Raw genomic sequence first — 20,322 nt, forward strand, 5'->3', positions numbered from 1 at the left:
CGCGCTGACGACCTCTCCCCGGCCCGGCGCGGTCGCTAGTCGCGCGCCGGGTGCGCGCGGTAGGCGCCGGGGCTGCTGCCCGTCCAGCGCTTGAACGCCCGGTGGAACGCGCTCGCCTCCGAGAAGCCCAGCCGCCTGGCCAGCTCCTCCACCGACTCGCCGCCGCGCACGAGGCTCGCCACCGCCTGGTCGCGCAGCAGCTGCTCGCGGACCTCGCGGAACGACGTGCCCTCCGCGGCCAGCTTGCGGCGCAGGGTCGGACCGCTCACGCCCACCCGCGACGCGACCGCGTCCAGCGACGGCAGGTCACCTCCGATGCCGTTGCCCAGGATGCGGCGCACCTGGCCGGACGTGTCCGCGCCGTGGTCGCGGCGGGACAGCAGTTCCGCCGGGGAGTTGCGCAGGAAGCGGCGCAGCGCGGGCTCGTCCTGCACGACCGGCAGCCGCAGGAACCGCGCGTCGAAGTGCAGCGCCGTCGCGGGCGCGTCGAAGCGCAGCGGGCAGCCGAAGATCAGGTGGTACTCGGCGCCGTGCGACGGCTCCGGGTAGGCCAGGTCGACGGCGCGCAGCGGGATGCGGCGGCCGACCAGCCAGCTGGAGAAGCGGTGCCACAGCACGAGCAGCGACTCGGCGAGGAACCGGTCCGGGTCGTCGAACGTCGTCGTGTCGATCTCGAAGCGCACCACGTCGTCGTGCTGGGCGAGCGTCAGGTTCAGCCCGGTGTCGAACAGCTCGTAGAACGCGAGCCCGCGGTGCAGCGCCGACGCCAGGTCGGCGCAGTGCACCGCCAGCAGGCACATCGTGGGGAACGTGCCGCGCTTGCTCGGCCTCGGGCCGAAGCCCATGAACTCGTCGTCCAGCAGGTCCCACAGCGCTTGCACGAGGCGCGTGTACTGCTCCGCGGTCACCCTGGCCCGCTCGTCGTCCAGCAGGCTCGCGCCGATCCCGGCCGCGTCGAGCGCGGGAGACACGTCGCGACCGGCCCGGCGGGCCGCGCTCAGCGCCGCCGTGACGTAGTGGCTCGCGATGGTCCTGGTGAACATCCCGTCCAGTGTCGCAGTCGGCACGGATCTTCCCGGCGGACGGTGGCGCGGCACACGACACGTGCCGCGCCACCGCCGCCGAAAGGCTCGGTCGAGCGAGCCAGCACCTCGTCGGTGGGGCATGAACCCGGCCACCGGCGAGGGGAGTCGGTGCCACCATCACAGGGGTTGCCCGTGTCGAGCGCGTGTCACGCACGTTGCGGTGCTGCTACGTCCAAGACCACGCGAGTGGATGAGCAGCGCGCTCGCGCCGCCCGCCGGCGGTGCGAGCGCAACAGGAGCGCGGGTGAACCGGAGCTGACGGTTCGTGGGCGTTCGTCCACGCGGACGAACGCCCGATAGGACGTTCGAGGCGTCGTGACGTTCACGGAACGGGGACGGCCGACAGCGGCCGAACACGGTTCGTCACCCGGTACTGTCTGCGACGATCGTCTTCTCCTGCCGGTCCGGACGGGGCCAGCGAACTTCGCGAGCACGTGGGAGGCAGGCTGTGCGGATGCTCTGGGCGACGTGCGGCGGTGCGGTGGCCGTGTCCGCGGTGGCGGGCGTGCTGATCGGCGTGCACGTCACCGCGCCGGCCGAGGACCGCCCGAGCGGCGGCGGACCGGCGGTGACCCAGGTGCGGTCGCGGACCTCGACGCCGCCCGTGACCTGGTCGATCACGCCGACCAGCGAGCCGAGCCCCGAGGCGGCCTCGCCCTCGGCGCGGGGGACGACCCGCAGCACGACGCAGGCCGCCCCGCCCCCTCCGGAGGAGGAGACGCAGGAGCCCCAGCTCCCCCCGGTGGTCCAGCAGCCGACGACGCAGGAGCCGTCGCCCACGACGACCACGACGAGGGGCTGGCCGTGCAGCCCGCTCAACCCGCTGCCACCGCCCTCCTGCACCGAGTGAGCGACCCCCGGCGCTGAGCCCTCCGCCCGAACGCTCCACTCGCGGGTTTTACGTTTGCGTGTCCCGGTGGCAACGTCGGGTCGGCAACCTGGGCGCATGGACCTTCCCACGTCGAAGACGGCCCCGGCCTGGCGGTTGCGCGTCGAGCTGGACGACAGCCCCGGCGCGCTGGCGCGGATCACCATCCGGCTGGCCGAGCGGGACTGCAACGTGCTCGCGCTGGCGGTGATCCCCGTGCCCGGCGGGGTGCTCGACGAACTGGTGGTGCGGGCCGCGCCCGACGTGCTGCCCGCCGACCTCGTGGAGGCGGTCCGCGCCGAGGGCGGGCGGTGCGCGGGCATCACCGCCGCCGACGTGCGCGACCTGGTGGACGCGCCCACGGCGGCGCTGCGCGCGGCGCGCGACGCTGCGCGCGACCCCGGCGCGGTCGTGGAGGCGCTGCGGGCCGTGCTCGCGGCGGACTCCGTCGAGGTGGCGCCCTCCGCCGAGGAGGAACCGGAGTCCGGTCACCGGGTGGTGCTGACGACCGGCGAGGGCGTGGTGCTCGTCGCCCGGCGCGGCTGGGCGCCGTTCACCGGGGTGGAGGTGGCCAGGGCGCGGGCACTGGTCGACCTGCTGGTCGACACCGGCGGCCCGGCCCGGTTGCCGGTGGCCGCGCTCAGCGACGACGGCGCGGCGCTGGTCCTGCGGCTCGGCCGTCCGGTGGACGAGGACGCCGTCGCCGACCTGCACGCCCGCTGCTCGATGCCCACGCTGTTCAGCCGCTACCACTCCGGGATGCGCTCGGTGCCGCGTCGCTGGCTGCACCGGCTGCTGAGCCCGCCGCGCGGCAGCACGCTGCTGGCGCAGTGCGCCGACCGGGTCGTGGGGATGGGGCAGCTCATCCGCACGGCCGAGCCCGGCTGCGCGGAGGTCTCGCTGCTGGTGGAGGACGCCTGGCAGCGGCGCGGAGTCGGCACCGCCCTGCTGGCGGCCCTGGCCGGCGCGGCGCGCGGCGCCGGGTACCGGGAGATGGTCGCCTGGTGCCTGCCCACCGAGTCCGGGCTCGTCCGCGCGGCGGCGCGCGTCGGCCTGCCGACGTCGCTGCGCCGCGAGGACGGTCTGCTCCGGGTCGGGATCACCCCGACGGCGGAACCGCTGCGCGTGCCCGTCCGCCGGCAGGACGCCGAGACAGCTCCGCTGAGCGACGTCCGGTGACACGCTGTCTCCGAGAGCGCTTCCAAGCCGGTGGTGCGGGGCTAAGCTGATCTGCGAACCGCGACGGCTAGGAGTGATGCGCGTGACCGCCCAACCTCAGCCATCCGCGCGTCCGACCCTGGAGGACGTCGCGGCCAGGGCGGGGGTCTCGCGCGCGACGGCCTCGCGGGTGCTCAACGCGTCACCTCGGGTCAGCCCCGAGGCGCTGGAGGCGGTGACGAACGCCGTGTCCGAGCTGGGCTACCAGCCCAACAGCGCGGCGCGGGCACTCGTGACCAGGCGCAGCGGAGCCGTCGCCGTCGTGTTCTCCGAGCCCGAGCCCAAGATCTTCGACGACCCGCACTTCGCCCGGCTGATCCGGGCGGCGGCCCGCGCGCTCTCCGAGCAGGACGCGCAGATGGTGCTGATGCTCGTGCACTCGCCGCAGGACCAGGAGCGGGCGCACCGGTTCCTCGCGGGCGGGCACGTCGACGGCGCGCTGCTGTTCGCCCCGCACCGCAACGACCGGCTGACCGGCGTGGTGCGCAAGCTGCACCTCCCGGTGGTCCTCGGTGGACGGCCGTGGGGTTCGCTGCGCGGGTTGCACCTGGTGGACAACGACAACGAGGGCGGCGGCTTCCAGGCCACCGAGCACCTGAAGTCGCTGGGGCGCAAGAGGATCGTGCACGTCAGCGGCCCGGCCGACGAGCTGTCGTCGACCGACCGGCTCGACGGGTGGCGCAGGTCCGTCGGCGCGGACGACGCCGCCGTCGAGCTGATGAGCGAGAGCGGTGGCTACACCCGGCAGGGTGGCCGGAACGCGATGCGCACGCTCCTGCGACGGGTGCCGGACCTGGACGCGGCGTTCGTCGGCAGCGACCTGATGGCCGAGGGCGCGCTGGCCGCGCTCCGGGAGGCCGGCAGGCGCGTGCCGCAGGACGTGGCCGTGGTCGGGTTCGACGACCACGTGACGATCGCCGCGCACACCGATCCCCCGCTGACGAGCATCCGGCAGGACATCGACTCCCAGGTCAGCCACATGGTGTCGCACCTGATCAGGCTGCTGCGCGACGAACCGGTGCGCGCCAAGCGCGAGGTGCTCCCCACGATCCTGGTCCGTCGCGAGTCCGCCTGACCCCGGTGTCCGACCCCAAGTGCCGGTCGGCCCGGCCCTCGCCCGGGCCGACCGGCACCTGTGAAGAGGGCCCGCGGCGCGGATCGTGACGCGCGGGCGGGCAGGAACACCCGTGAGCGGCCCGTCCACCCCCCGACGGAGGACGGGCCGCTCACGGCAGCCGGGTCGGCGGATCAGCCCTCGGCCATCCCCGCCACCACCGACGTGCGGGCCGCCCGCCGGGCCGGGAGGGCCGCGGCGAGCACCGCGGCGAGCACCGCGGCGACGAGCATGGTGCCGATCTGGCCGTAGGGCACCGCGAACGTCAGCGGGATGTTGTCGCTGGAGAGCGCCGTGGTGAGGACCCAGCTGAACCCGATGCCGAGCACCAGGCCCACCGCCGCGCCCATCAGGGCCATCAGGATCGACTCGACGACCAGCATCAGCCGCAGCTGTCCCCTGGTCAGTCCGAGCGCCCGCAGCAGCGCGGACTCCCTGGTGCGCTCCAGCACCGACAGCGACAGCGTGTTGGCGATGCCGAACAGCGCGATGAGCACGGCCAGTCCGATCAGCGCCCACATGAAGCCGAGCAACTGGTCGACCTGCTTGCTGAGCTGCGCCTTCGTCTCGGCGGCGCTGTCCAGCACGGCGATCGGCGACGGATCGGTCACCCGCTGCACCGCCGCCCGGCCCGCTGCGGCGTCCACCCCGTCGGCCAGCTTCACCATGACGCGCTCGTAGCCCCGCTCCAGCTCCGGCTTCAGCGCCCGTGCCGTCGGCAGCGCGACCAGGCCGTCGTAGAACGCCTCGCCCTCGTAGAACGCGACGACCGTCAGCGGCTTCGTCGGCGCCGGAGCGTCCGCGGCGTCGGCGCGGGAGGAGCCGCGCACCTCGTAGGTGTCACCGATCTTCAGGCCGGTGCGGCGGGCAGCGCTCTCGCTGAGGACGACCTCGTCGTCGGCCAGCGAGTCCAGCGTCCCGGCGACGATCGTCGGGTTGACCAGCCCGCCGATGGCGTCGCCCTCGACGGCGGTGACGTAGGCGAACTGCTCGTCCTGCAGCTCCACGGACAGGTACGCCGCGGCCGAGACCTCCTCGACCTCCGGGAGGTCGTCGAGCTGCGTCACCAGGTCCTGCGGCAGGACCTGGTCGTAGAGCGAGGACGTCACGTTGTAGTCGGCGGGGAACTCCGCGTCGACCTGGGCGTTGGCCGTCTCCTTGCCGCTGCTCGCGAGCACGGTCACCGTGCTGACGATCGTCACGCCGATCAGCAGCGCGGACGTCGTGGCCGCCGTGCGCCGCGGGTTGCGGCTCGCGTTGCCCGCGGCCAGCTCGGCCGGCACGCCCAGGAGCGCCCTGGGCACCACGCCCAGCACCCGGTTGATCGGACCCACCAGCAGCGGACCCAGCACCAGCACGCCGATCAGCACCAGCATGCAGCCGGCGCCGCTGATCAGCATCGCCTGCTCGCCCTTCTGACCGGTGCCCAGCACCGCCAGCGCTACGCCGCCCACCAGCAGGAGCAGTGCGAACGCCACCCGGAGCCGTCCGGTGCGCGCGACGTCGTCGTTGCTGTCGAGCTGCGAGCGCAGCGCCGCGATCGGCGGCACCCTGGTGGCCCTCAGCGCGGGCAGCACGGCCGCGACCAGGGTCACCAGCACGCCCACCGCGAACGCGGCGATCACGGTGACCGGTTCGACCGGGATGCGGACGTCGGCCTCGCCGCCCGTCGACCGCGCGAGGCCCCACTGGAGCGCGGCGGACACGCCGATGCCGCCGAACAGGCCCACCAGCGAGGCGAACAGGCCCATCGCGAGCGCCTCGGCGATCACGCTGCGGAACACCTGCCCGCGGCCCGCGCCGACGCAGCGCAGCAGCGCCAGCTCCCTGGTGCGCTGGGCGACCAGGATGGTGAACGTGTTGTAGATGACCATGGAGGACACGACGAGCGCGATGAACGCGAATCCCAGCAGGACCGTCGTGATGTCGCCGATGTTCTGCTCGACGAACGCGAGGTCCTGCTGCACGAGCGCGGCGCCGGTCTCGATCCGGTAGCCGCCCGAGCCGAGCGCGGAGGTGATCGCGGCGACCAGCGCCTCCTGACCGACGCTGCCGTCACCGGCGACGACGACGGAGTCGTACAGCACGCCCGGATCGAGCTGCTCCAGCGACTCGGGCAGGAGCACCACGTGGTCGCTGCCGGACAGGGACAGGAGGCTGGTGCCCTGCCGGTAGGTGCCGACCACGGTGAACGAGCGCTTCTCCTGCTGCTCGTTCAGCAGCTCGACCTGCCCGCCGATGCCGAGCTTCGACGTCGTGGCGGTGCGCTCGTCGACGGCGATCTCGTTCGCCGCCGTCGGGTAGCGGCCCTCGATGACGTCGAACTCGCGCAGCGACTCGGTCTTCGCCAGCGGAGCCACGACGGCGGGCCTGGCCTTGCCCTCGCCGCCCAGCAGGGCCACGTGGAGGTAGCCCCGCACGTCGGTGCCCGCCACCCCCTGCACGGTGCTGATCTGCTCGGCGACACCGCGGGGAATGCCCTCGGCGTCGCTGTTCTGGTGGTCGACGCCGACGCTGACGTCGACGCCGCGGGAGCTCTTCGAGAACTCGTCGGTGACGCTCTCGCGCAACCCGTCGCCCAGGACCATCGTGCCGGAGACGAACGCCACTCCGAGGGCGATGGCCACCGAGGACAGGACCAGCCGCGCTGTGCGGGCCCGCAGGCCCGCGAGGATCGTGCGCAGCATCAGGCACCCAGGTTCTTCAGCGCGGAGAGCACGGAGTCGGCGGTGGGGTTGTGGATCTCGCCGGCGAGGTGGCCGTCGGCGAGCAGGACCACGCGGTCGGCGTAGGACGCCGCGTTCGGGTCGTGCGTCACCATGATCACCGTCTGGCCGAGCTTGCGGACCGACATCCGCAGGAAGTCCAGCACCTCGGCGCCGGAGCGCGAGTCCAGGTTGCCGGTGGGCTCGTCGGCGAACACCACGTCGGGGCGCGACACCAGCGCGCGGGCGCACGCCACCCGCTGCTGCTGGCCGCCCGACAGCTCGGTGGGCTTGTGCCGCAACCGGTCCCGCAGACCCAGCACGTCGACGATCGTGTCGAACCACTCCTGGTCGGGCTTGCGGCCCGCCAGCTCCAGTCCCAGCAGGACGTTCTGCTGCGCGGTCAGCGTCGGCAGCAGGTTGAACGCCTGGAACACGAAGCCCACGCGGTCGCGCCGCAGCTTCGTCAGCTCCTTGTCGCTCAGCCCGGTGATCTCCTGAGATCCGATGTGGACGGTTCCGCTGTCCACGTCGTCGAGGCCCGCGAGGCAGTGCATGAGAGTGGACTTCCCCGAACCGGACGGACCCATGATCGCCGTGAACTTGCCCGCTTCGAAGCTCACGCTCACGCCGTCGAGCGCCCGCACCGCGGTGTCGCCCTTGCCGTAGACCTTCACGAGACTTCCTGCGGCCACGGCGGTCCGGGTGCCGATCGTCCCCGTCTCGGACACCACTGCTGACATCTTCGCCCCTGTTCTTCGTTCGTCCTGCTGTCCTCGACGAAGCTAGGGAGGGAAGGGGTGAGCGGGCATCAGCTCAGGAGCGGGGTCCGGTCTCCTCCTGCGGGATGACGGCGGGTCGTACCGGGGACGGAGCACAGCGCCGGGGCGCGGGCACCGGGCGGGCGCGCCGGCCCGGCCAGCGGACCCCTCACCCCCGGCCCGCGACCGGGGCCGGTCCCGTGCGCGCCCTGGCCGCGCGGGCCCTGACCTGGTCGGCCTCCGGGGCGTCCAGCTCGGTGAGCAGGGTCAGCGCGCGCTGCCAGTGGGCGGCGGCCCCCGGCTCGCCGGAGCGGTCGAGGACCACCGCGAGGCGGTCGTGCGCGAGCGCCTGGTGGTAGGGGCTCACGGCCTCGACGGCCAGGCCGAGCGCCGAGCGCGCCGACGACAGCGCCTGCTCGTGCTCCCCCAGCTCCAGCAGCGCGCCCGCCAGATCGGTGAGGCACGCCGACTCGCCACACAGCTCGCCCACCTCGTGGTACATCGGCAGCGCGGCCCGCAGCCAGCGGGCGGACTCGGCGGGCCGCCGCGTCGCGGTGTTCAGCAGCCCGAGGCTGTGGTGGGCGTTGGCCTCGGCCCAGCGCGCCCCTCCGGCGCGGCTGACCTCGATCGCCTCCCGGTAGTGCGACTCGGCCTCGACGGTCCGGCCGAGGTCCAGCACGGTGTTGCCGAGGGTGATCAGCGCGCGGGCGTGCCGGACCGCGTCGCCCAGCGACCGTCCCACCTCCAGCGCCTCGCGGTGCCGGGCGAGCGCCTCGTCGACCCGGCCGAACTGGAGCAGCACCACCCCGAGGTTGTAGAGCGTCACGAACCGCGCGTCGGGATCGGCCAGTTCCTCGGTGGCGCGCAGCGCGCTCTCCGTGGTGCGCAGCCACGTCTCCCGGTCGGTGCGCAGCCAGAAGAACCGGGACAGCGTGTAGGGCAGCTGCCAGGCGTGCACCCACCAGCGCGCCGACGCGGCGAGCTCGGCGGCGGCGACCAGGTTGGCCTGCTCCGCCTCCAGCCACGCCAGCGCGGCGTGCGCGTCGGGCAGCGGCGGCACCTCGGCGGGCACGTGCTCCGGGCTGATGGTGACGGTGCCGCGGCCGACGGGCAGCAGGCCGTCGGCCACGTCGGCGCAGTGCAGGTAGTAGTCGAGCATCCGGCCGGTGGCCGCGTGCCGCTCCCGCTCGTCCAGCTCGGCCGACAGCGCCCTGGTGTAGACGCGGACCAGGTCGTGCGCGGTGAAGCGGCCCGGCTCGACCGGGGTCAGCAGGTTCGCAGCGGCCAGCGAGTCCAGCCCGCGCTGCGCCTCGGCCAGGGGAACCCCGGCCGTGGCGGCGGCGGCGTGCGGGGTGATCTCGGGGCCGGGGTGCAGGCCGAGCAGCGCGAGCAACCGCGCCGGGAAGTCCTCCAGCGCCCGGCGCGAGGCGTCGAGAGCGGCGCGGACCGTGCTGTTCCCGTCCTCCAGCCCCAGCGCGGACAGGCGGCCGTGCTCGTCGCTCAGCTCCGCCGCGAGCTGGGCGACCCGCAGCGACGGGGCCACCGCGAGCCGGGCCGCCGCGATGCGCAGGGCCAGGGGCAGCCCGTCGCACAGCTCGGCGATCCGCCGCAGCGCGTCCGCGTCACCGTCCTCGGCCGGGCGGCCAGCCACCCGGGTCAGCACCTCCAGCGCGGCGTCGCACCCGAGCATGTCCAGCTCCACGACGCGCGCCTCGGCGTGCGCGACGAGACCGGTGAGCCGCCGCCTGCTGGTCACCACGACGCACGACGGCGATCCGGGCAGCAGCGGCACCAGCTCGGCGGAGCCGCGCGCGTTGTCCAGCAGCAGCAGCATCCTGCGGTCGGCCACGAGGGTGCGCAGCAGCGCCGAGCGCTCCTCCACCGACACCGGCGCGTCGGCGGCGGGCACTCCCAGCGCGCGCAGGAACCGGCCCAGCACCTCACCGGTGTCCAGCGGTTCCCGGTCGCGGTCGTAGCCGTGCAGGTCCACGTACAGCTGGCCACCGGGGAACTCCTCGCGCACCCGGTGCGCCCAGGCGAGGGCGAGCGCCGTCTTGCCCACCCCGGCCGCACCGGTCACTACGAGCACGGGACCGGGGTGGTCGGCGAGCAGCGCGTCCAGCCGAGCCAGCTCGTCGTCGCGGCCCACCAGCGCACCGGGCGCGCGCGGGAGCTGCGCGGGAACGGCGGACGGCCGCGGCGGCGGCGCCGGCGGCGCGCTCACCGGCGGCGCGGGGCGCTCCGGCTCGGGGTCCTCACCGGCGAGGACGGCCTGCTGCAACCGGCGCAGCTCCGGGCCCGGTTCGACGCCCAGCTCGTCGATCAGCACCCGCCGGGCCGTGCGGTAGGCGGCCAGCGCCTCCGCCTGCCTGCCCGCCTGGCACAGCGCGCGCATGAGCAGCCCGTGCCCGCGTTCCCGCAGGGGGTGCTCGGCGACCAGCCCGGCCAGTTCACCGGCCAGCTCCGCGCCGCGGCCGACGGTGATGGCCAGCTCCGCCCTGTCCTCCAGCACGGCCAGCCGCCGCTCGGTCAACCGCGCCCGCTCGACCTCGGCGAACAGTCCCGGCACGCCGCTCAGCGGCTCGGCGCGCCACAGGCCGAGCGCGGCGGCCAGCTCGTCGCACGCCGTGGCCGGGTCCCCGGCGGCGCGCAGCCGGTTGGCCGCCGACACCCGCTTCTCGAACACGTCCAGGTCCAGCGCGTCGCGGTCGACGCGCAGCAGGTAGCCGTCACCGACCGACGTCAGCAGCTGCGCCCGCGCCCGCCGTGCCCGGTCCGGCTCCAGCGCGCGGCGCAGCCCGGCCACGTAGGTCTGCACGAGGTTCACCGCGCTGCTGGGAACGGCGTCGCCCCACACGGCCTCGATGATCTGTCCCCGGCTGACCGGGGTGTTGCGGGCGAGCAGCAGCACGGCGAGCACCGCGCGCTGCTTGGCGGCGCCGAGCTCGACCTCCTCGCCGTCGCGCACCGCGCGGAGCAGGCCGAGAACCTCGAACCGCGGGGGTTCGGCGTCGTGCGCCACGGGCCCGTCCTTCGCCGGAGGGGGCACAACCGGACCGGTGCTCCACGGAGTGCCGCAGAGGGCTCCAGTGGGGCTCCAGTCGCGCTGTAGCCGGTTTCTTACGCTTAGCGTGTCCAACCAACCACACAGGGCGAGGAAAAACGAAACCCGGTGGGGTCGGTTGGGCCAGAGAGCGGACCACCCGCTGCTCTCCTCGATCGACGTGGGTCGGCCGGCGTGCAAGGGGCATCCAGCCCGCGGCGGCGGAACGCCGGCCGACCCTCGTCCCCTCCTCGAAGGGGGCCACCTGGAAACAGGTGGCCCCCTTCACCCGTCTCCCCCCGAGTTGAGCGTTCGGGCACGCCGAGTTGAGCGTTCGGGCGGGACCGGAGGCGGACGCACGTCTCCAACGCTCAACTCGCGGTGCTCGAACGCTCAACTCACCGTGCTGGAACGCTCAACTCGCGGTCAGGGGACCAGCTCCGGGGTGCGGTCGGGGGTGGGGGCGGACTTCTTGGCCCGGCGGCGCTTCACGAGCACCGCCACCACCGCGGCCAGCACCAGGGCCACGACCACCGCCGTGCTGGCCCGACCCAGGGTCTTCTCCACGTACTTGGCCGACGCGCCCGCGACCGCGCCGATGCCGATGTGCAGGGCCGCCCAGGCCGCCGCGCCCACGACCGAGGCGGGCAGGAAGCTGCGGTAGGGCAGGTTCGCGGCCCCGGCGGAGGCGGGCATCAGGGTGCGCACGACCGGCAGGAACCGCGCCACCAGCACGGCCCACCAGCCGCGGCGGCGCAGGAAGTCCCCCGCCCGGTCCCAGTGCTGCTGCCCGAGCTTGCGGACGACCCCGGTCTCCCGCATCCGATCGCCGTACCTGCGGCCGATCAGGTAGCCGATGCTGTCCCCGGCGACCGCGCACAGGGTCACCACGACCCACAGCACGACGAAGCGCGGCACCGTGGTGGCCGTCGTCGACGCGATGAGCAGTCCCGACTCGCCAGGAGCGAGGAACCCGACGCCGAGGGTGCACTCGGCGAGCACCAGCGCGCCCGTCGCGGCGACCACGGCGGGCTGCGGCAAGCCGGCGAGCCCGTTCAGGGCGTCGGTCAGCAGTCCCATGTCCTCAATCCCCCAGGAGGTGGAGCCCGACAAGAAGCGCGAGCATATCCAGCGCTCGCCGGGTCCATTCCACCGCGAGAGGGGGCACGTCCGCATCGGTCTGCGGTCAGACCTCCCGTACTACCGGAGGACTACGCGACCCCCGGGGGGAGCACGACGACGGTCAGGGTCGGTCGAACTCCCCGTCCTTGGCGGCACCGAGGAAGCGCTCCCACCCGGCGGAGGTGAAGCCGAGCGCACCGGCCGCGGCGTTCTTCGAGTCGCGCACGGCCGCCCAGGAGCCGCCGAGCGCGACCTCGACGCACTCCGGTCCACCGGCGGACGACCAACTGCTCTTGCGCCACACGGCGCCGGGGTGCTGCCGGGCAGGCTCGACTCTGTCCACTGTCCTTCTCAACTCCGCTCGGCTAGAGATCGCGGATCACACCGGTGATCAGCGCGTTCGAGGCGTCGGGATCGAACGCCGACACGACCAGACGGTCGAACATGGCCGCGTACCTCTGGACGTCGGTGGGTTGCTCCAAGTAGACGCCGCTTCTGGTGCTTTCGATGTATACCACGTCCGGATCGAGCTGCTCCGGAAAGCTCAAGATCACGAACGGCCCGTCCATGCCCGCGTGCCCGCCGGCGCTGAAGGGCACGATCTGGAGGTCCACGTTCGGCAGCGCGCCGACCTCCAGGAGCCTCGTCATCTGCTCCCGAGCGACCTCGGGACCGCCCACCAGCCGCCGCAGCGCGGCCTCGTCGACGACCGCGTGCAGCCGCAGCGGGTCGTCCTCCTGGAGCAGGGCCTGCCGCGCCCGGCGCAGCGTGACCCTGCGGTCGATCTCGGAGTCCCCCGCCTCCGGCAGGACCTCGCGGATCAGCGCCCTGGTGTAGGACTCGCACTGCAGCAGCCCCGGGATCATCAGCCCCTGGTAGGTGCGCAGGGACTCGGCGTCGGCCTCGAAGCCGACGTAGCGGCCGGGCACGATGTCGCCGTACTCGTCCCACCACGCCTTGCGCCTGGCCTCCCTGGCGAGCTGCACGAGCTCGTCCACGGTCGCCGGATCGGCACCGTAGGCGTCGAGCATGTCGCGGACGTCGCGCGGACTCACGCCGACGCGCCCGGTCTCGATCCGGCTGATCTTGGAGGCGGAGCACTCCAGTTTCTCGCCCACCTCCTCGATGGTCAGATCGGCTTCCTCGCGCAGTCGCCTCAGCTCGGAGAGGAGCCGGCGCTTGCGCAGGGTCGGACTGCTGCCGCGTGGCATGTCCATCCACCTCCAGGTACATCGAACAGTTTGTGAGCGAACGACGTCGGAGCAAAGAGACGTCATCCATTCGTGTACTGCAACTTGCAGATCGCCCGTTTGTGGTCGCAGAGTTCTCAGGTCACGTCGCGACGGACCGCGGCGAGTGGAAGACCCGGAGGGGACGCGGGATGAGCGGTACGGGAGAGCTTCGCGACCCGTGGCCGTTCATCACACCTCCGGGTGCCGACACCGGTCGTGCCGACGAGGAGCGATGACCCGATGGGCGTCACCGTGTTCAGCCAGCTCGACAAGTCGTTGAACGAGCACCTCTCCACGCTGGTGCGGCTCGCGGACCACGCGGACGACCAGGCCGCGGCGGAACTCGCGAGGGCGGAACTGCCTCGCGTGGTCGCCGTGGTCAAGGCGCTGCTCGACGAGCACCGGCCCGACGAGCGCGGGCGCTGCCCGACCTGCCGGACCCGGTGGTGGAGCAGGCGGCGGCCCTCCCCGTGCCGCGCCTACCTCGGTGCGCAGCTGTGCTTGACCGTCGTCGGGCAGGACGGCGGCAGGCACGGGCACCTGCGCAACGCGGGCTGATCCTCCCGGACGAGCGGGGCGACCCGCTCCCGCGGGCGTCGCGGGACACTCGACCGCGGTGCGCGACTCCGTTCCCGACGCGGAGCCGCCCACCGCGGTCGTCGTCCTCGGCGCGTCCCGCGACGCCGGCACCATGATCCACACTTCCGGTTGAACTTCCCCGGTGTGCCGCCGCTCGCCCCGCAGAATGGGGCTCGACGCGAGCGTTCACCGACGCGGCGGCGCTGACGCACCAGCGCCGGTCCACCAGTGCCGACACTGACCTGTGCCGACACGGAGGTGCCACGTGGCCACCCCCCAGCACCGTGCGGCGCCCGAGCCCTCCGCGCTCGCCGCCCCCCGGCCGCGCTCAGCGCTGCCCCCGTCCGGACGGCCCCTCTCCGGGCTCGCACGCGTCGACGCGCCGCCGTTAGCCGTTCGCTGACCACTCCCCTCCCGTCGCAGCACCACGCCCGCACGGCCCGCACCGGGCTGCGCGGCACCGCCGCACCGGCGAAAGGACCTCCTGTGAACCCACCACACCGGCCCCGGTCGCACGCGGGCGAGCACACCACCGCCGGACCTCCCGGCCGCCTGCGCCCGCTGCTGCACCACGACGTCCCGGCGTCGTTCGCGATCTTCCTGCTCGCCGTGCCCCTGTCGCTGGGCGTCGCCGCGGCCACCGGCGCCCCGCTGATCGCCGGGCTCGTCGCCACGGTCGCGGGCGGTCTCGTCGCGGGCGCGTTCGGCGGTGCCCCGTTGCAGGTCAGCGGTGCCGCCACCGGACTGACGGTGGTCTCGGCCGGACTGATCGCCCAGTACGGCTTCGCCGCCACCGCCATGATCACGCTCGCCGCCGGCGGCCTCCAGATCGTGCTGGGCCTGCTGCGCGCCGGGCGGCTCGCGCTGTCGCTGTCCCCCGCCGTGGTGCACGGCATGCTCGCCGGGATCGGGCTGAGCATCGCGATCGGCCAGCTCCTGGTCGTGCTGGGCGGGCACTCCACCGGATCGGTGCGCGCCGACCTGGCCGCGCTGTTCGCGGAGCTGGGGCGGTCCCACCTCGGCTCGGTGCTGGTGGGGTTCGTCGTCGTCGCCGTGATGCTGGTGTGGCCGACCGTGCCGCACGCTGAGTACGTGCCAGCGCCGCTGGCCGCCGTGCTGGCCGGCACCCTGCTGTCGACCACGCTGCACCTCGGGGTGACGACGGTGGACCTGCCGTCCGACCCGCTGTCCGGTCTCGTCCTGCCGGAGGTCCCGGACGGCACCGCGGGCGGTGTCCTGCTGGCCGTCGTGACCGTCGCGCTGGTCGCGAGCACGGAGTCGCTGCTGTCGGCCGTGGCCGTGGACCGGCTGCACGACGGCAGGCGCGCGGACCTCGACCGCGAGCTGGTGGCCCAGGGCGCGGCCAACGCCGTGTCCGGGGCGCTGGGCGGGCTGCCGATCAGCGGCGGCGCCGTCCGCGGGTCGGCGAACGTCGCGGCCGGCGCCCGCACCCGCGCGTCGACCGTGCTGCACGGCCTGTGGGTCGCGGTGTTCGTGCTGACGCTCGCCCCGCTGCTGGAGCTGATCCCGCTCGCCGCTCTCGCGGGCGTGCTGCTCGTGGTGGGTCTGCGGCTGGTCGCCCCCGGCCGGATCAGGACGCTGTGGCGGCACGGGGAGCTCACCGTCTACGTCGTCACGGTGCTGGGCGTGCTGGTGCTCGGCCTGGTGGAGGGGGTGCTGATCGGTGTCGCGGTCGCGGTGCTGCGGTCGCTGTACCGGTTGGCGCACTGCTCGGTCCGGGTGCAGCAGGAGCACGACAGCTGGCACGTCGAGGTCCGCGGATCACTGGTGTTCCTCGGGGTGGGACGGCTGGTCAGAGGGCTGCGGCGGGTGCCGCTGGGGCGGCACGTGGTGCTGGAGCTGCACGTGGACTTCCTGGACCACGCGGCGTTCGAGGCGATCGACGACTGGCGCGCGGGCTACCAGCGACTGGGCGGGCACGTGGAGGTCGACGAGGTGCACGACACGTGGTTCAGCCGGGCCGTGCTGGGCACCCCGGCCCTGCGCAAGACCGAGCCGTCGCCGCTGCCCCGCTGGTTCGCGCCGTGGTCGCACTGGCAGAGCACGCGCGGCAGCGGCAGGACCGACGTGCGGCTGCCCGTCCAGCGCGACGCAGAGGTCGACCGGATGATCCTGGGGATGAGCGCGTTCGAGCGGCACTCGGCGCCGCTCGTGCGGCCGTTCCTCGCCGACCTCGCCGCGCACGGCCAGCGCCCCCGGCAGCTCTTCATCACCTGCGCCGACTCGCGGGTGGTGCCCAACCTGATCACCAGCAGCGGGCCGGGCGACCTGTTCTGCGTGCGCAACATCGGCAACCTCGTGCCGCGTCCGGACGGCGGCGGGCGCGCCGGGGTCGACCACTCGGTGGGGGCGGCGATCGAGTACGCCGTCGAGGTGCTCGGGGTGACCACGATCGTGGTCTGCGGGCACTCGGACTGCGGCGCGATGAAAGCGCTCGTCACCGGCTCGGCCCGGCGCGACTCCCACCTGCACTCGTGGCTCGCCCACGCCGAGCCGAGCCTGATCCGCTTCCACGAGCCGACCGCTCCGAGCTGCCAGGACCTGCCGGTGGCCGAGCGGCTGAGCGTGGCCAACGTGGCCCAGCAGCTGGAGAACCTGCTCGCTCACCCGTCGGTGCGGGAGGCGGTGAACGCGGGCGCGCTCACCCTGGTGGGCACGTACTTCGACATCTCCGCGACGCGCGTCTACCTGGTGGACCCCGACCGCAACGGGCTGGAGCCGGTCCGGGTCTGAGGATCACCCGTGCGCGCGGACCGCGTCGACGCGGTCCGCGCGCACGGGCCGCCGTTCCCGCGCCAGCACGGCCCAGCAGACCCCCGCGCCGATCAGCGCCGCGGCGGTGGCGGCGACCGCGCCGGGGCCCGGCAGCGCGCCGAACCCGTCGCCGAGGAGCAGCGGGCAGGTCACCAGCCCCAGCAGCCACGGGACGCCGAGCACCGGCGGCGCGAGGACGGCGGCGGCCCCCGCGGCGGCGAACGCGACGTGACCGGCGCCGTGGTCCAGCACCGTGCGGGCGCCGTCCGGGTAGCCGCCGGCGGTCACGACCAGCGCGGCGACCAGCGCCGCGCCGACGTGGCCGGTGATCGCGACGGTCACCGCGCGCCGCGAGCCCAGTGCGCGCTCCACCGCGCCCAGGCACCAGCCGATCCCTCCGGCGAGGGTGAGCAGCAGCGGCACCGGGCCTCCGGCGACGTCGACGAGGAACGCGCTGCCCACCAGTGCCGTCACCGGGTGGTCGGCGAGGTTGTGGGCGCTGGTGCTGAAGGAGACGTGCACCTGCTCGGCCACCTGCGCGCGGAACACGCGGTGCACGAGCAGGGCGGCGCCCACCAGGGCTGCGAGGTACCCGGCGGTCACGGGGGCGCGCCGGGCGCGGTCGCGGAGCGGTTGCATCACGGGAGCCGATGCTGGTGCGGATTCCGCTGCCGCGCCCGCTCCGGCGGCGGATTCACCCGCGACGTCCTCCCATCGGTCGACCACCGCTCACCGGGTGTGTCAACAGGACTTGCTCCAGCTGCACTCCAGGTCACCGGACCGTGCGTCGGCCTGCGGCCGCGGCGCGAGGACGACGCCGCCGAGCCCGGCCCGGTCGCTGGCGAGCCGGACGGCGATCGCGTCCTCCACGTCGTGCGGCGAGGAGGACACGAAGTTGTTCAGGATCAGGGCGAACACCAGGTGCCGGCCGTCCGCCGCGGTGACGTAGCCCGCCAGCGAGGTGACACCGGTGAGCGAGCCGGTCTTGGCGCGCACGTTGCCCGCGGCCGGGGTGTCGCGCATCCGGTTGCGCAGGGTGCCGCCCCTCGTCCGGTCGGGATCACCCGCGACGGGCAGGGCCTCGTACCAGGCGCCGAACCAGGGCTCGTCGCGCGCGCCGATCAGCAGCGAGGCGATCTGGTCGGGTGAGACGACGTCCATCCTGGACAGTCCGGAGCCGTCGACGAGCCGCAGCGCGGCGGGGTCGACGCCGAGACCGGGCAGCCCGGCCTGGAGCGCGGCCAGCCCGGCGCCCCACGTGCCCTCGCCCGACACGGCGCGTCCCGCGGCCTTGACCAGGATCTCCGAGTGCCCGTTGTTGCTGAACTTGAGCAGCGGCACCAGCAGTTCGCCCAGCGTCATCGACTCGCGGGAGGCGAGCGTCGTCGCGTCCGGCGGCGTGACCCCGCGGCGGACCTTCCCCAGGACGCGCACGCCGTTGTCCGCCAGGGCCCGCGCGAAGATCGAGGTGGCGAGACCGGTGGGGTCGGCGACCGCCGTGTACTGGGTGACGGGCTCGCTGCCGACGGCCAGGGAACCGCTGACCCTGATCGTGGTGGACGCGCGGTCGCGGTCGACGGAGACCGAGCCGCCGGACGCGGCGGTGGTGGCGGTGCTGACGATCCGCACGTGGTCGTTCGGCGGGTCGACCTCGACCCGCGCCGGCGCTCCCGGCGCGGCGCCGGGGAGCACCCGGACGATCACCGTCCCGGCGTCGTAGTCGGTGTCCGGCGAGACGGTGAGGGCGGAGATCTCCGCGTTGTAGTAGTAGGGCTCGTCGTCCCAGGCCCAGCCGGTGCCCAGGCGCACCGCGTCGAACCAGGTGTCGTCGGCGACCAGGTCCCCGGCCACCACCCGCACGCCGGAGGCGCGCACGCGGGCGGCGAGGTCGTGGTAGTCGGCGGCGAGCGGGGTGGGGTCACCGGTGCCGCGCAGGAGCAGGTCGCCGTTCACCAGGTGGCCGCGACGGGTGCCGGAGGCCAGCACGTCGGTGCGGAAGCGGTGGTCGGCTCCCAGCACCTCCAGCGCGGTGGCCGTGGTGATCAGCTTGGCGTTGGACGCCGGGACCAGCCGGTCGGCGCTCGACCTGGTGTAGAGCAGGTCGCCGGAGTCGGCGTCCCTGACCACCAGCCCCACGCTCGTGCCCACCAGGCGCGGATCGACGAGCAGGCGGTCGAGATCCGCTCCCAGCGGATCGGCGGTGTTCTGGGCCGCGGCTCCTCCACCGGGCAGGCCGAGGACGAGGACGACGAGGGCGATCAGTACCGGCCAGCGCTTCATGTGAACTTCTCCCACATCACTCGGCGTGCGCGAGAACTTCCCCCCTCAGCAGGAGGATTCTCGCGCACGCCGAGAGGGTGCGGGAGGTGGATCAGGCGTCGATCTGCGAGCGGTCACCACCCCACAGCGTGTGGAAGCTGCCCTCGCGGTCGGTGCGCCGGTAGGTGTGCGCGCCGAAGAAGTCGCGCAGGCCCTGGATCAGCGACGCGGGCAGGCGCTCGCTGCGCAGGCCGTCGTAGTACGCCAGCGCGGAGGAGAAGCCCGGCGTCGGCACGCCCGCCTCGACGGCCGCGACGACGACGCGCCGCCACGCCGCCTCCGCCTGCTGCACGGCGTCCCGGAAGTAGTCGTCCACCAGCAGCGACGCCAGGTCCGGGTTCGCGTCGTACGCCTCGCGGATGCGGTCGAGGAACTTGGCGCGGATGATGCAGCCGCCGCGCCAGATCGTGGCCATCGCGCCGAGGTCGACGTTCCAGCCGTACTGCTCGCTCGCGGCGCGCAGCTCGTCGAAGCCCTGCGCGTAGGCGACGACCTTGGAGGCGTAGAGCGCCTGGCGGACGTCCTCGACCAGCGAGTCGGAGACCCGGTCGGAGCTGAAGTCCGACACGGTGCCGTAGGCGGTGCGCACGGCGGCGCGCTGGTCGACGTGGCCGGACAGCGAGCGCGCGAAGACGGCCTCGGCGATGCCCGTGACGGGCACGCCCAGCTCCAGCGCCTCCTGCACGGTCCAGCGGCCGGTGCCCTTCTGCTCGGCCTCGTCGGCGATCAGGTCGACCAGCGGGACGCCGGACTCCGGGTCGACGTGACCCAGGACCTCGGCGGTGATCTCCACCAGGTAGGACTCCAGGTCGCCGGAGTTCCACTCGCGGAACACGTCGGCGATCTGCGCCGGGGTGCGTCCGCCGATCTTGCCCAGCAGGTCGTACGCCTCCGCGATGAGCTGCATGTCGGCGTACTCGATGCCGTTGTGGACCATCTTCACGAAGTGGCCGGCGCCGTCGGGTCCCACGTGGACGCAGCACGGCTGCCCGTCGACCTGCGCGGCGATCGACTCGAACACCGGGCCGACGTGGGAGTAGGACTCCTTCGAGCCGCCCGGCATGATGCTCGGGCCGTTGAGCGCGCCCTCCTCGCCGCCGGAGATGCCCGCGCCCACGAAGTGCAGCCCGGCCTCGCGCAGCGCGGCCTCGCGGCGGCGGGTGTCGGCGTAGTGGGCGTTGCCGCCGTCGATCACCATGTCGCCGGGTTCGAGCAGCCCGGTCAGCTCGTCGATCACCGCGTCGGTCGGAGCGCCCGCCTTCACCATGATGATGATCTGGCGGGGCGTCTCCAGGCTCTGGACGAGCTCCTGCATCGTCTCGGCCGGTACGAACTCGCCCTCGTGGCCGTGGTCGGCGACCAGGGCCCTGGTCTTGGCGCTGGAACGGTTGTGCACGGCGACGCGGTAGCCGTGCCGGGCCAGGTTGCGCGCCAGGTTGCTGCCCATGGTCGCGAGGCCCGTCACCGCGATCCTCGCCTTGCCCTCGGTTGTCATACGACC

15 protein-coding genes are annotated in these 20,322 nt (G+C 73.9%); 5 read left to right on the forward strand and 10 right to left on the reverse strand.

The window, feature by feature from the left end; genetic code table 11:
* Positions 1-35: 35 nt before the first annotated feature.
* The gene (locus IMZ35_RS00750; protein WP_307867623.1) at positions 36-1,067 is read right to left on the reverse strand and encodes an AraC family transcriptional regulator; all 1,032 of its coding nucleotides are present in this window, start codon (positions 1,065-1,067) and stop codon (positions 36-38) included.
* Positions 1,068-1,539: 472 nt separating this feature from the next.
* Here IMZ35_RS00750 and IMZ35_RS00755 point away from each other — a divergent pair, with 472 nt between their 5' ends.
* The 3 genes from IMZ35_RS00755 to IMZ35_RS00765 all read left to right on the forward strand — a co-directional run bounded on the left by IMZ35_RS00755 (position 1,540) and on the right by IMZ35_RS00765 (position 4,246).
* On the forward strand, positions 1,540-1,935 hold the full coding sequence (locus tag IMZ35_RS00755) for a hypothetical protein (protein WP_199438897.1): 396 nt from the start codon (positions 1,540-1,542) through the stop codon (positions 1,933-1,935).
* A gap of 96 nt (positions 1,936-2,031) precedes the next feature.
* The gene (locus tag IMZ35_RS00760; protein ID WP_199438898.1) at positions 2,032-3,132 is read left to right on the forward strand and encodes a GNAT family N-acetyltransferase; all 1,101 of its coding nucleotides are present in this window, start codon (positions 2,032-2,034) and stop codon (positions 3,130-3,132) included.
* Positions 3,133-3,208: 76 nt separating this feature from the next.
* Complete coding sequence (locus IMZ35_RS00765; RefSeq protein ID WP_199438899.1) at positions 3,209-4,246, forward strand: LacI family DNA-binding transcriptional regulator; 1,038 nt, start codon at positions 3,209-3,211, stop codon at positions 4,244-4,246.
* Between the two features lie 173 nt (positions 4,247-4,419).
* Here the strand turns inward: IMZ35_RS00765 and IMZ35_RS00770 are convergent, their stop codons facing one another.
* From IMZ35_RS00770 to IMZ35_RS00795, 6 genes are all read right to left on the reverse strand, one after another.
* A complete protein-coding gene (locus IMZ35_RS00770) occupies positions 4,420-6,972 on the reverse strand; it encodes an ABC transporter permease (RefSeq protein ID WP_199438900.1) in 2,553 nt (850 codons plus the stop codon).
* Positions 6,972-7,733: an ABC transporter ATP-binding protein gene (locus IMZ35_RS00775; RefSeq protein WP_199438901.1), complete on the reverse strand. Its 762-nt coding sequence runs from the start codon at positions 7,731-7,733 to the stop codon at positions 6,972-6,974. The genes IMZ35_RS00770 and IMZ35_RS00775 overlap by 1 nt, the downstream gene beginning before the upstream one ends.
* 187 nt (positions 7,734-7,920) lie before the next feature.
* Positions 7,921-10,773, reverse strand: a complete 2,853-nt coding sequence (locus tag IMZ35_RS00780) for an AfsR/SARP family transcriptional regulator (protein ID WP_307867624.1) — start codon at positions 10,771-10,773, stop codon at positions 7,921-7,923.
* Between the two features lie 447 nt (positions 10,774-11,220).
* Entirely contained in the window at positions 11,221-11,874 is a 654-nt protein-coding gene (locus IMZ35_RS00785) for a DedA family protein (RefSeq protein WP_199438903.1), read from the reverse strand.
* A 163-nt stretch (positions 11,875-12,037) separates the two neighbouring features.
* Positions 12,038-12,259, reverse strand: coding sequence for a DUF397 domain-containing protein (locus tag IMZ35_RS00790; protein ID WP_199438904.1), 222 nt, complete (start codon positions 12,257-12,259; stop codon positions 12,038-12,040).
* Positions 12,260-12,281: 22 nt separating this feature from the next.
* On the reverse strand, positions 12,282-13,127 hold the full coding sequence (locus IMZ35_RS00795; RefSeq protein WP_199438905.1) for a helix-turn-helix domain-containing protein: 846 nt from the start codon (positions 13,125-13,127) through the stop codon (positions 12,282-12,284).
* Between the two features lie 261 nt (positions 13,128-13,388).
* On the opposite strand from IMZ35_RS00795, the gene IMZ35_RS00800 reads away from it, so the two are divergent.
* Complete coding sequence (locus IMZ35_RS00800) at positions 13,389-13,706, forward strand: hypothetical protein (protein ID WP_199438906.1); 318 nt, start codon at positions 13,389-13,391, stop codon at positions 13,704-13,706.
* A gap of 507 nt (positions 13,707-14,213) precedes the next feature.
* Positions 14,214-16,481 carry a SulP family inorganic anion transporter gene (locus IMZ35_RS00805; RefSeq protein WP_307867626.1) on the forward strand — a complete coding sequence of 756 codons (2,268 nt, stop codon included), beginning with the start codon at positions 14,214-14,216 and terminating at the stop codon, positions 16,479-16,481.
* Positions 16,482-16,484: 3 nt separating this feature from the next.
* On the opposite strand, the gene IMZ35_RS00810 is transcribed toward IMZ35_RS00805, so the two are convergent.
* From IMZ35_RS00810 to gnd, 3 genes are all read right to left on the reverse strand, one after another.
* Entirely contained in the window at positions 16,485-17,141 is a 657-nt protein-coding gene (locus IMZ35_RS00810; protein ID WP_307867757.1) for a rhomboid-like protein, read from the reverse strand.
* Positions 17,142-17,243: 102 nt separating this feature from the next.
* Complete coding sequence (gene dacB, locus IMZ35_RS00815; RefSeq protein WP_199438908.1) at positions 17,244-18,782, reverse strand: D-alanyl-D-alanine carboxypeptidase/D-alanyl-D-alanine endopeptidase; 1,539 nt, start codon at positions 18,780-18,782, stop codon at positions 17,244-17,246.
* Positions 18,783-18,873: 91 nt separating this feature from the next.
* On the reverse strand, positions 18,874-20,316 hold the full coding sequence (gene gnd, locus IMZ35_RS00820; protein ID WP_199438909.1) for an NADP-dependent phosphogluconate dehydrogenase: 1,443 nt from the start codon (positions 20,314-20,316) through the stop codon (positions 18,874-18,876).
* Positions 20,317-20,322: the final 6 nt, after the last annotated feature.

The sequence above is a fragment of the Umezawaea beigongshangensis genome (genome assembly GCF_016464305.1).
In the GTDB taxonomy this organism is placed as follows: Bacteria; Actinomycetota; Actinomycetes; order Mycobacteriales; family Pseudonocardiaceae; genus Umezawaea_A; species Umezawaea_A beigongshangensis.

Bases quoted from the DNA above. Each gene is read 5' to 3' on its own strand.
- IMZ35_RS00810 (WP_307867757.1), bottom strand. From the start codon at position 17,141: ATGCAACCGCTCCGCGACCGCGCCCGGCGCGCCCCCGTGACCGCCGGG.
- IMZ35_RS00755 (WP_199438897.1), top strand. From the start codon at position 1,540: ATGCTCTGGGCGACGTGCGGCGGTGCGGTGGCCGTGTCCGCGGTGGCG.
- gnd (WP_199438909.1), bottom strand. From the start codon at position 20,316: ATGACAACCGAGGGCAAGGCGAGGATCGCGGTGACGGGCCTCGCGACC.
- IMZ35_RS00800 (WP_199438906.1), top strand. From the start codon at position 13,389: ATGGGCGTCACCGTGTTCAGCCAGCTCGACAAGTCGTTGAACGAGCAC.
- dacB (WP_199438908.1), bottom strand. From the start codon at position 18,782: ATGAAGCGCTGGCCGGTACTGATCGCCCTCGTCGTCCTCGTCCTCGGC.
- IMZ35_RS00795 (WP_199438905.1), bottom strand. From the start codon at position 13,127: ATGCCACGCGGCAGCAGTCCGACCCTGCGCAAGCGCCGGCTCCTCTCC.
- IMZ35_RS00765 (WP_199438899.1), top strand. From the start codon at position 3,209: ATGCGCGTGACCGCCCAACCTCAGCCATCCGCGCGTCCGACCCTGGAG.
- IMZ35_RS00775 (WP_199438901.1), bottom strand. From the start codon at position 7,733: ATGTCAGCAGTGGTGTCCGAGACGGGGACGATCGGCACCCGGACCGCC.
- IMZ35_RS00760 (WP_199438898.1), top strand. From the start codon at position 2,032: ATGGACCTTCCCACGTCGAAGACGGCCCCGGCCTGGCGGTTGCGCGTC.
- IMZ35_RS00770 (WP_199438900.1), bottom strand. From the start codon at position 6,972: ATGCTGCGCACGATCCTCGCGGGCCTGCGGGCCCGCACAGCGCGGCTG.
- IMZ35_RS00785 (WP_199438903.1), bottom strand. From the start codon at position 11,874: ATGGGACTGCTGACCGACGCCCTGAACGGGCTCGCCGGCTTGCCGCAG.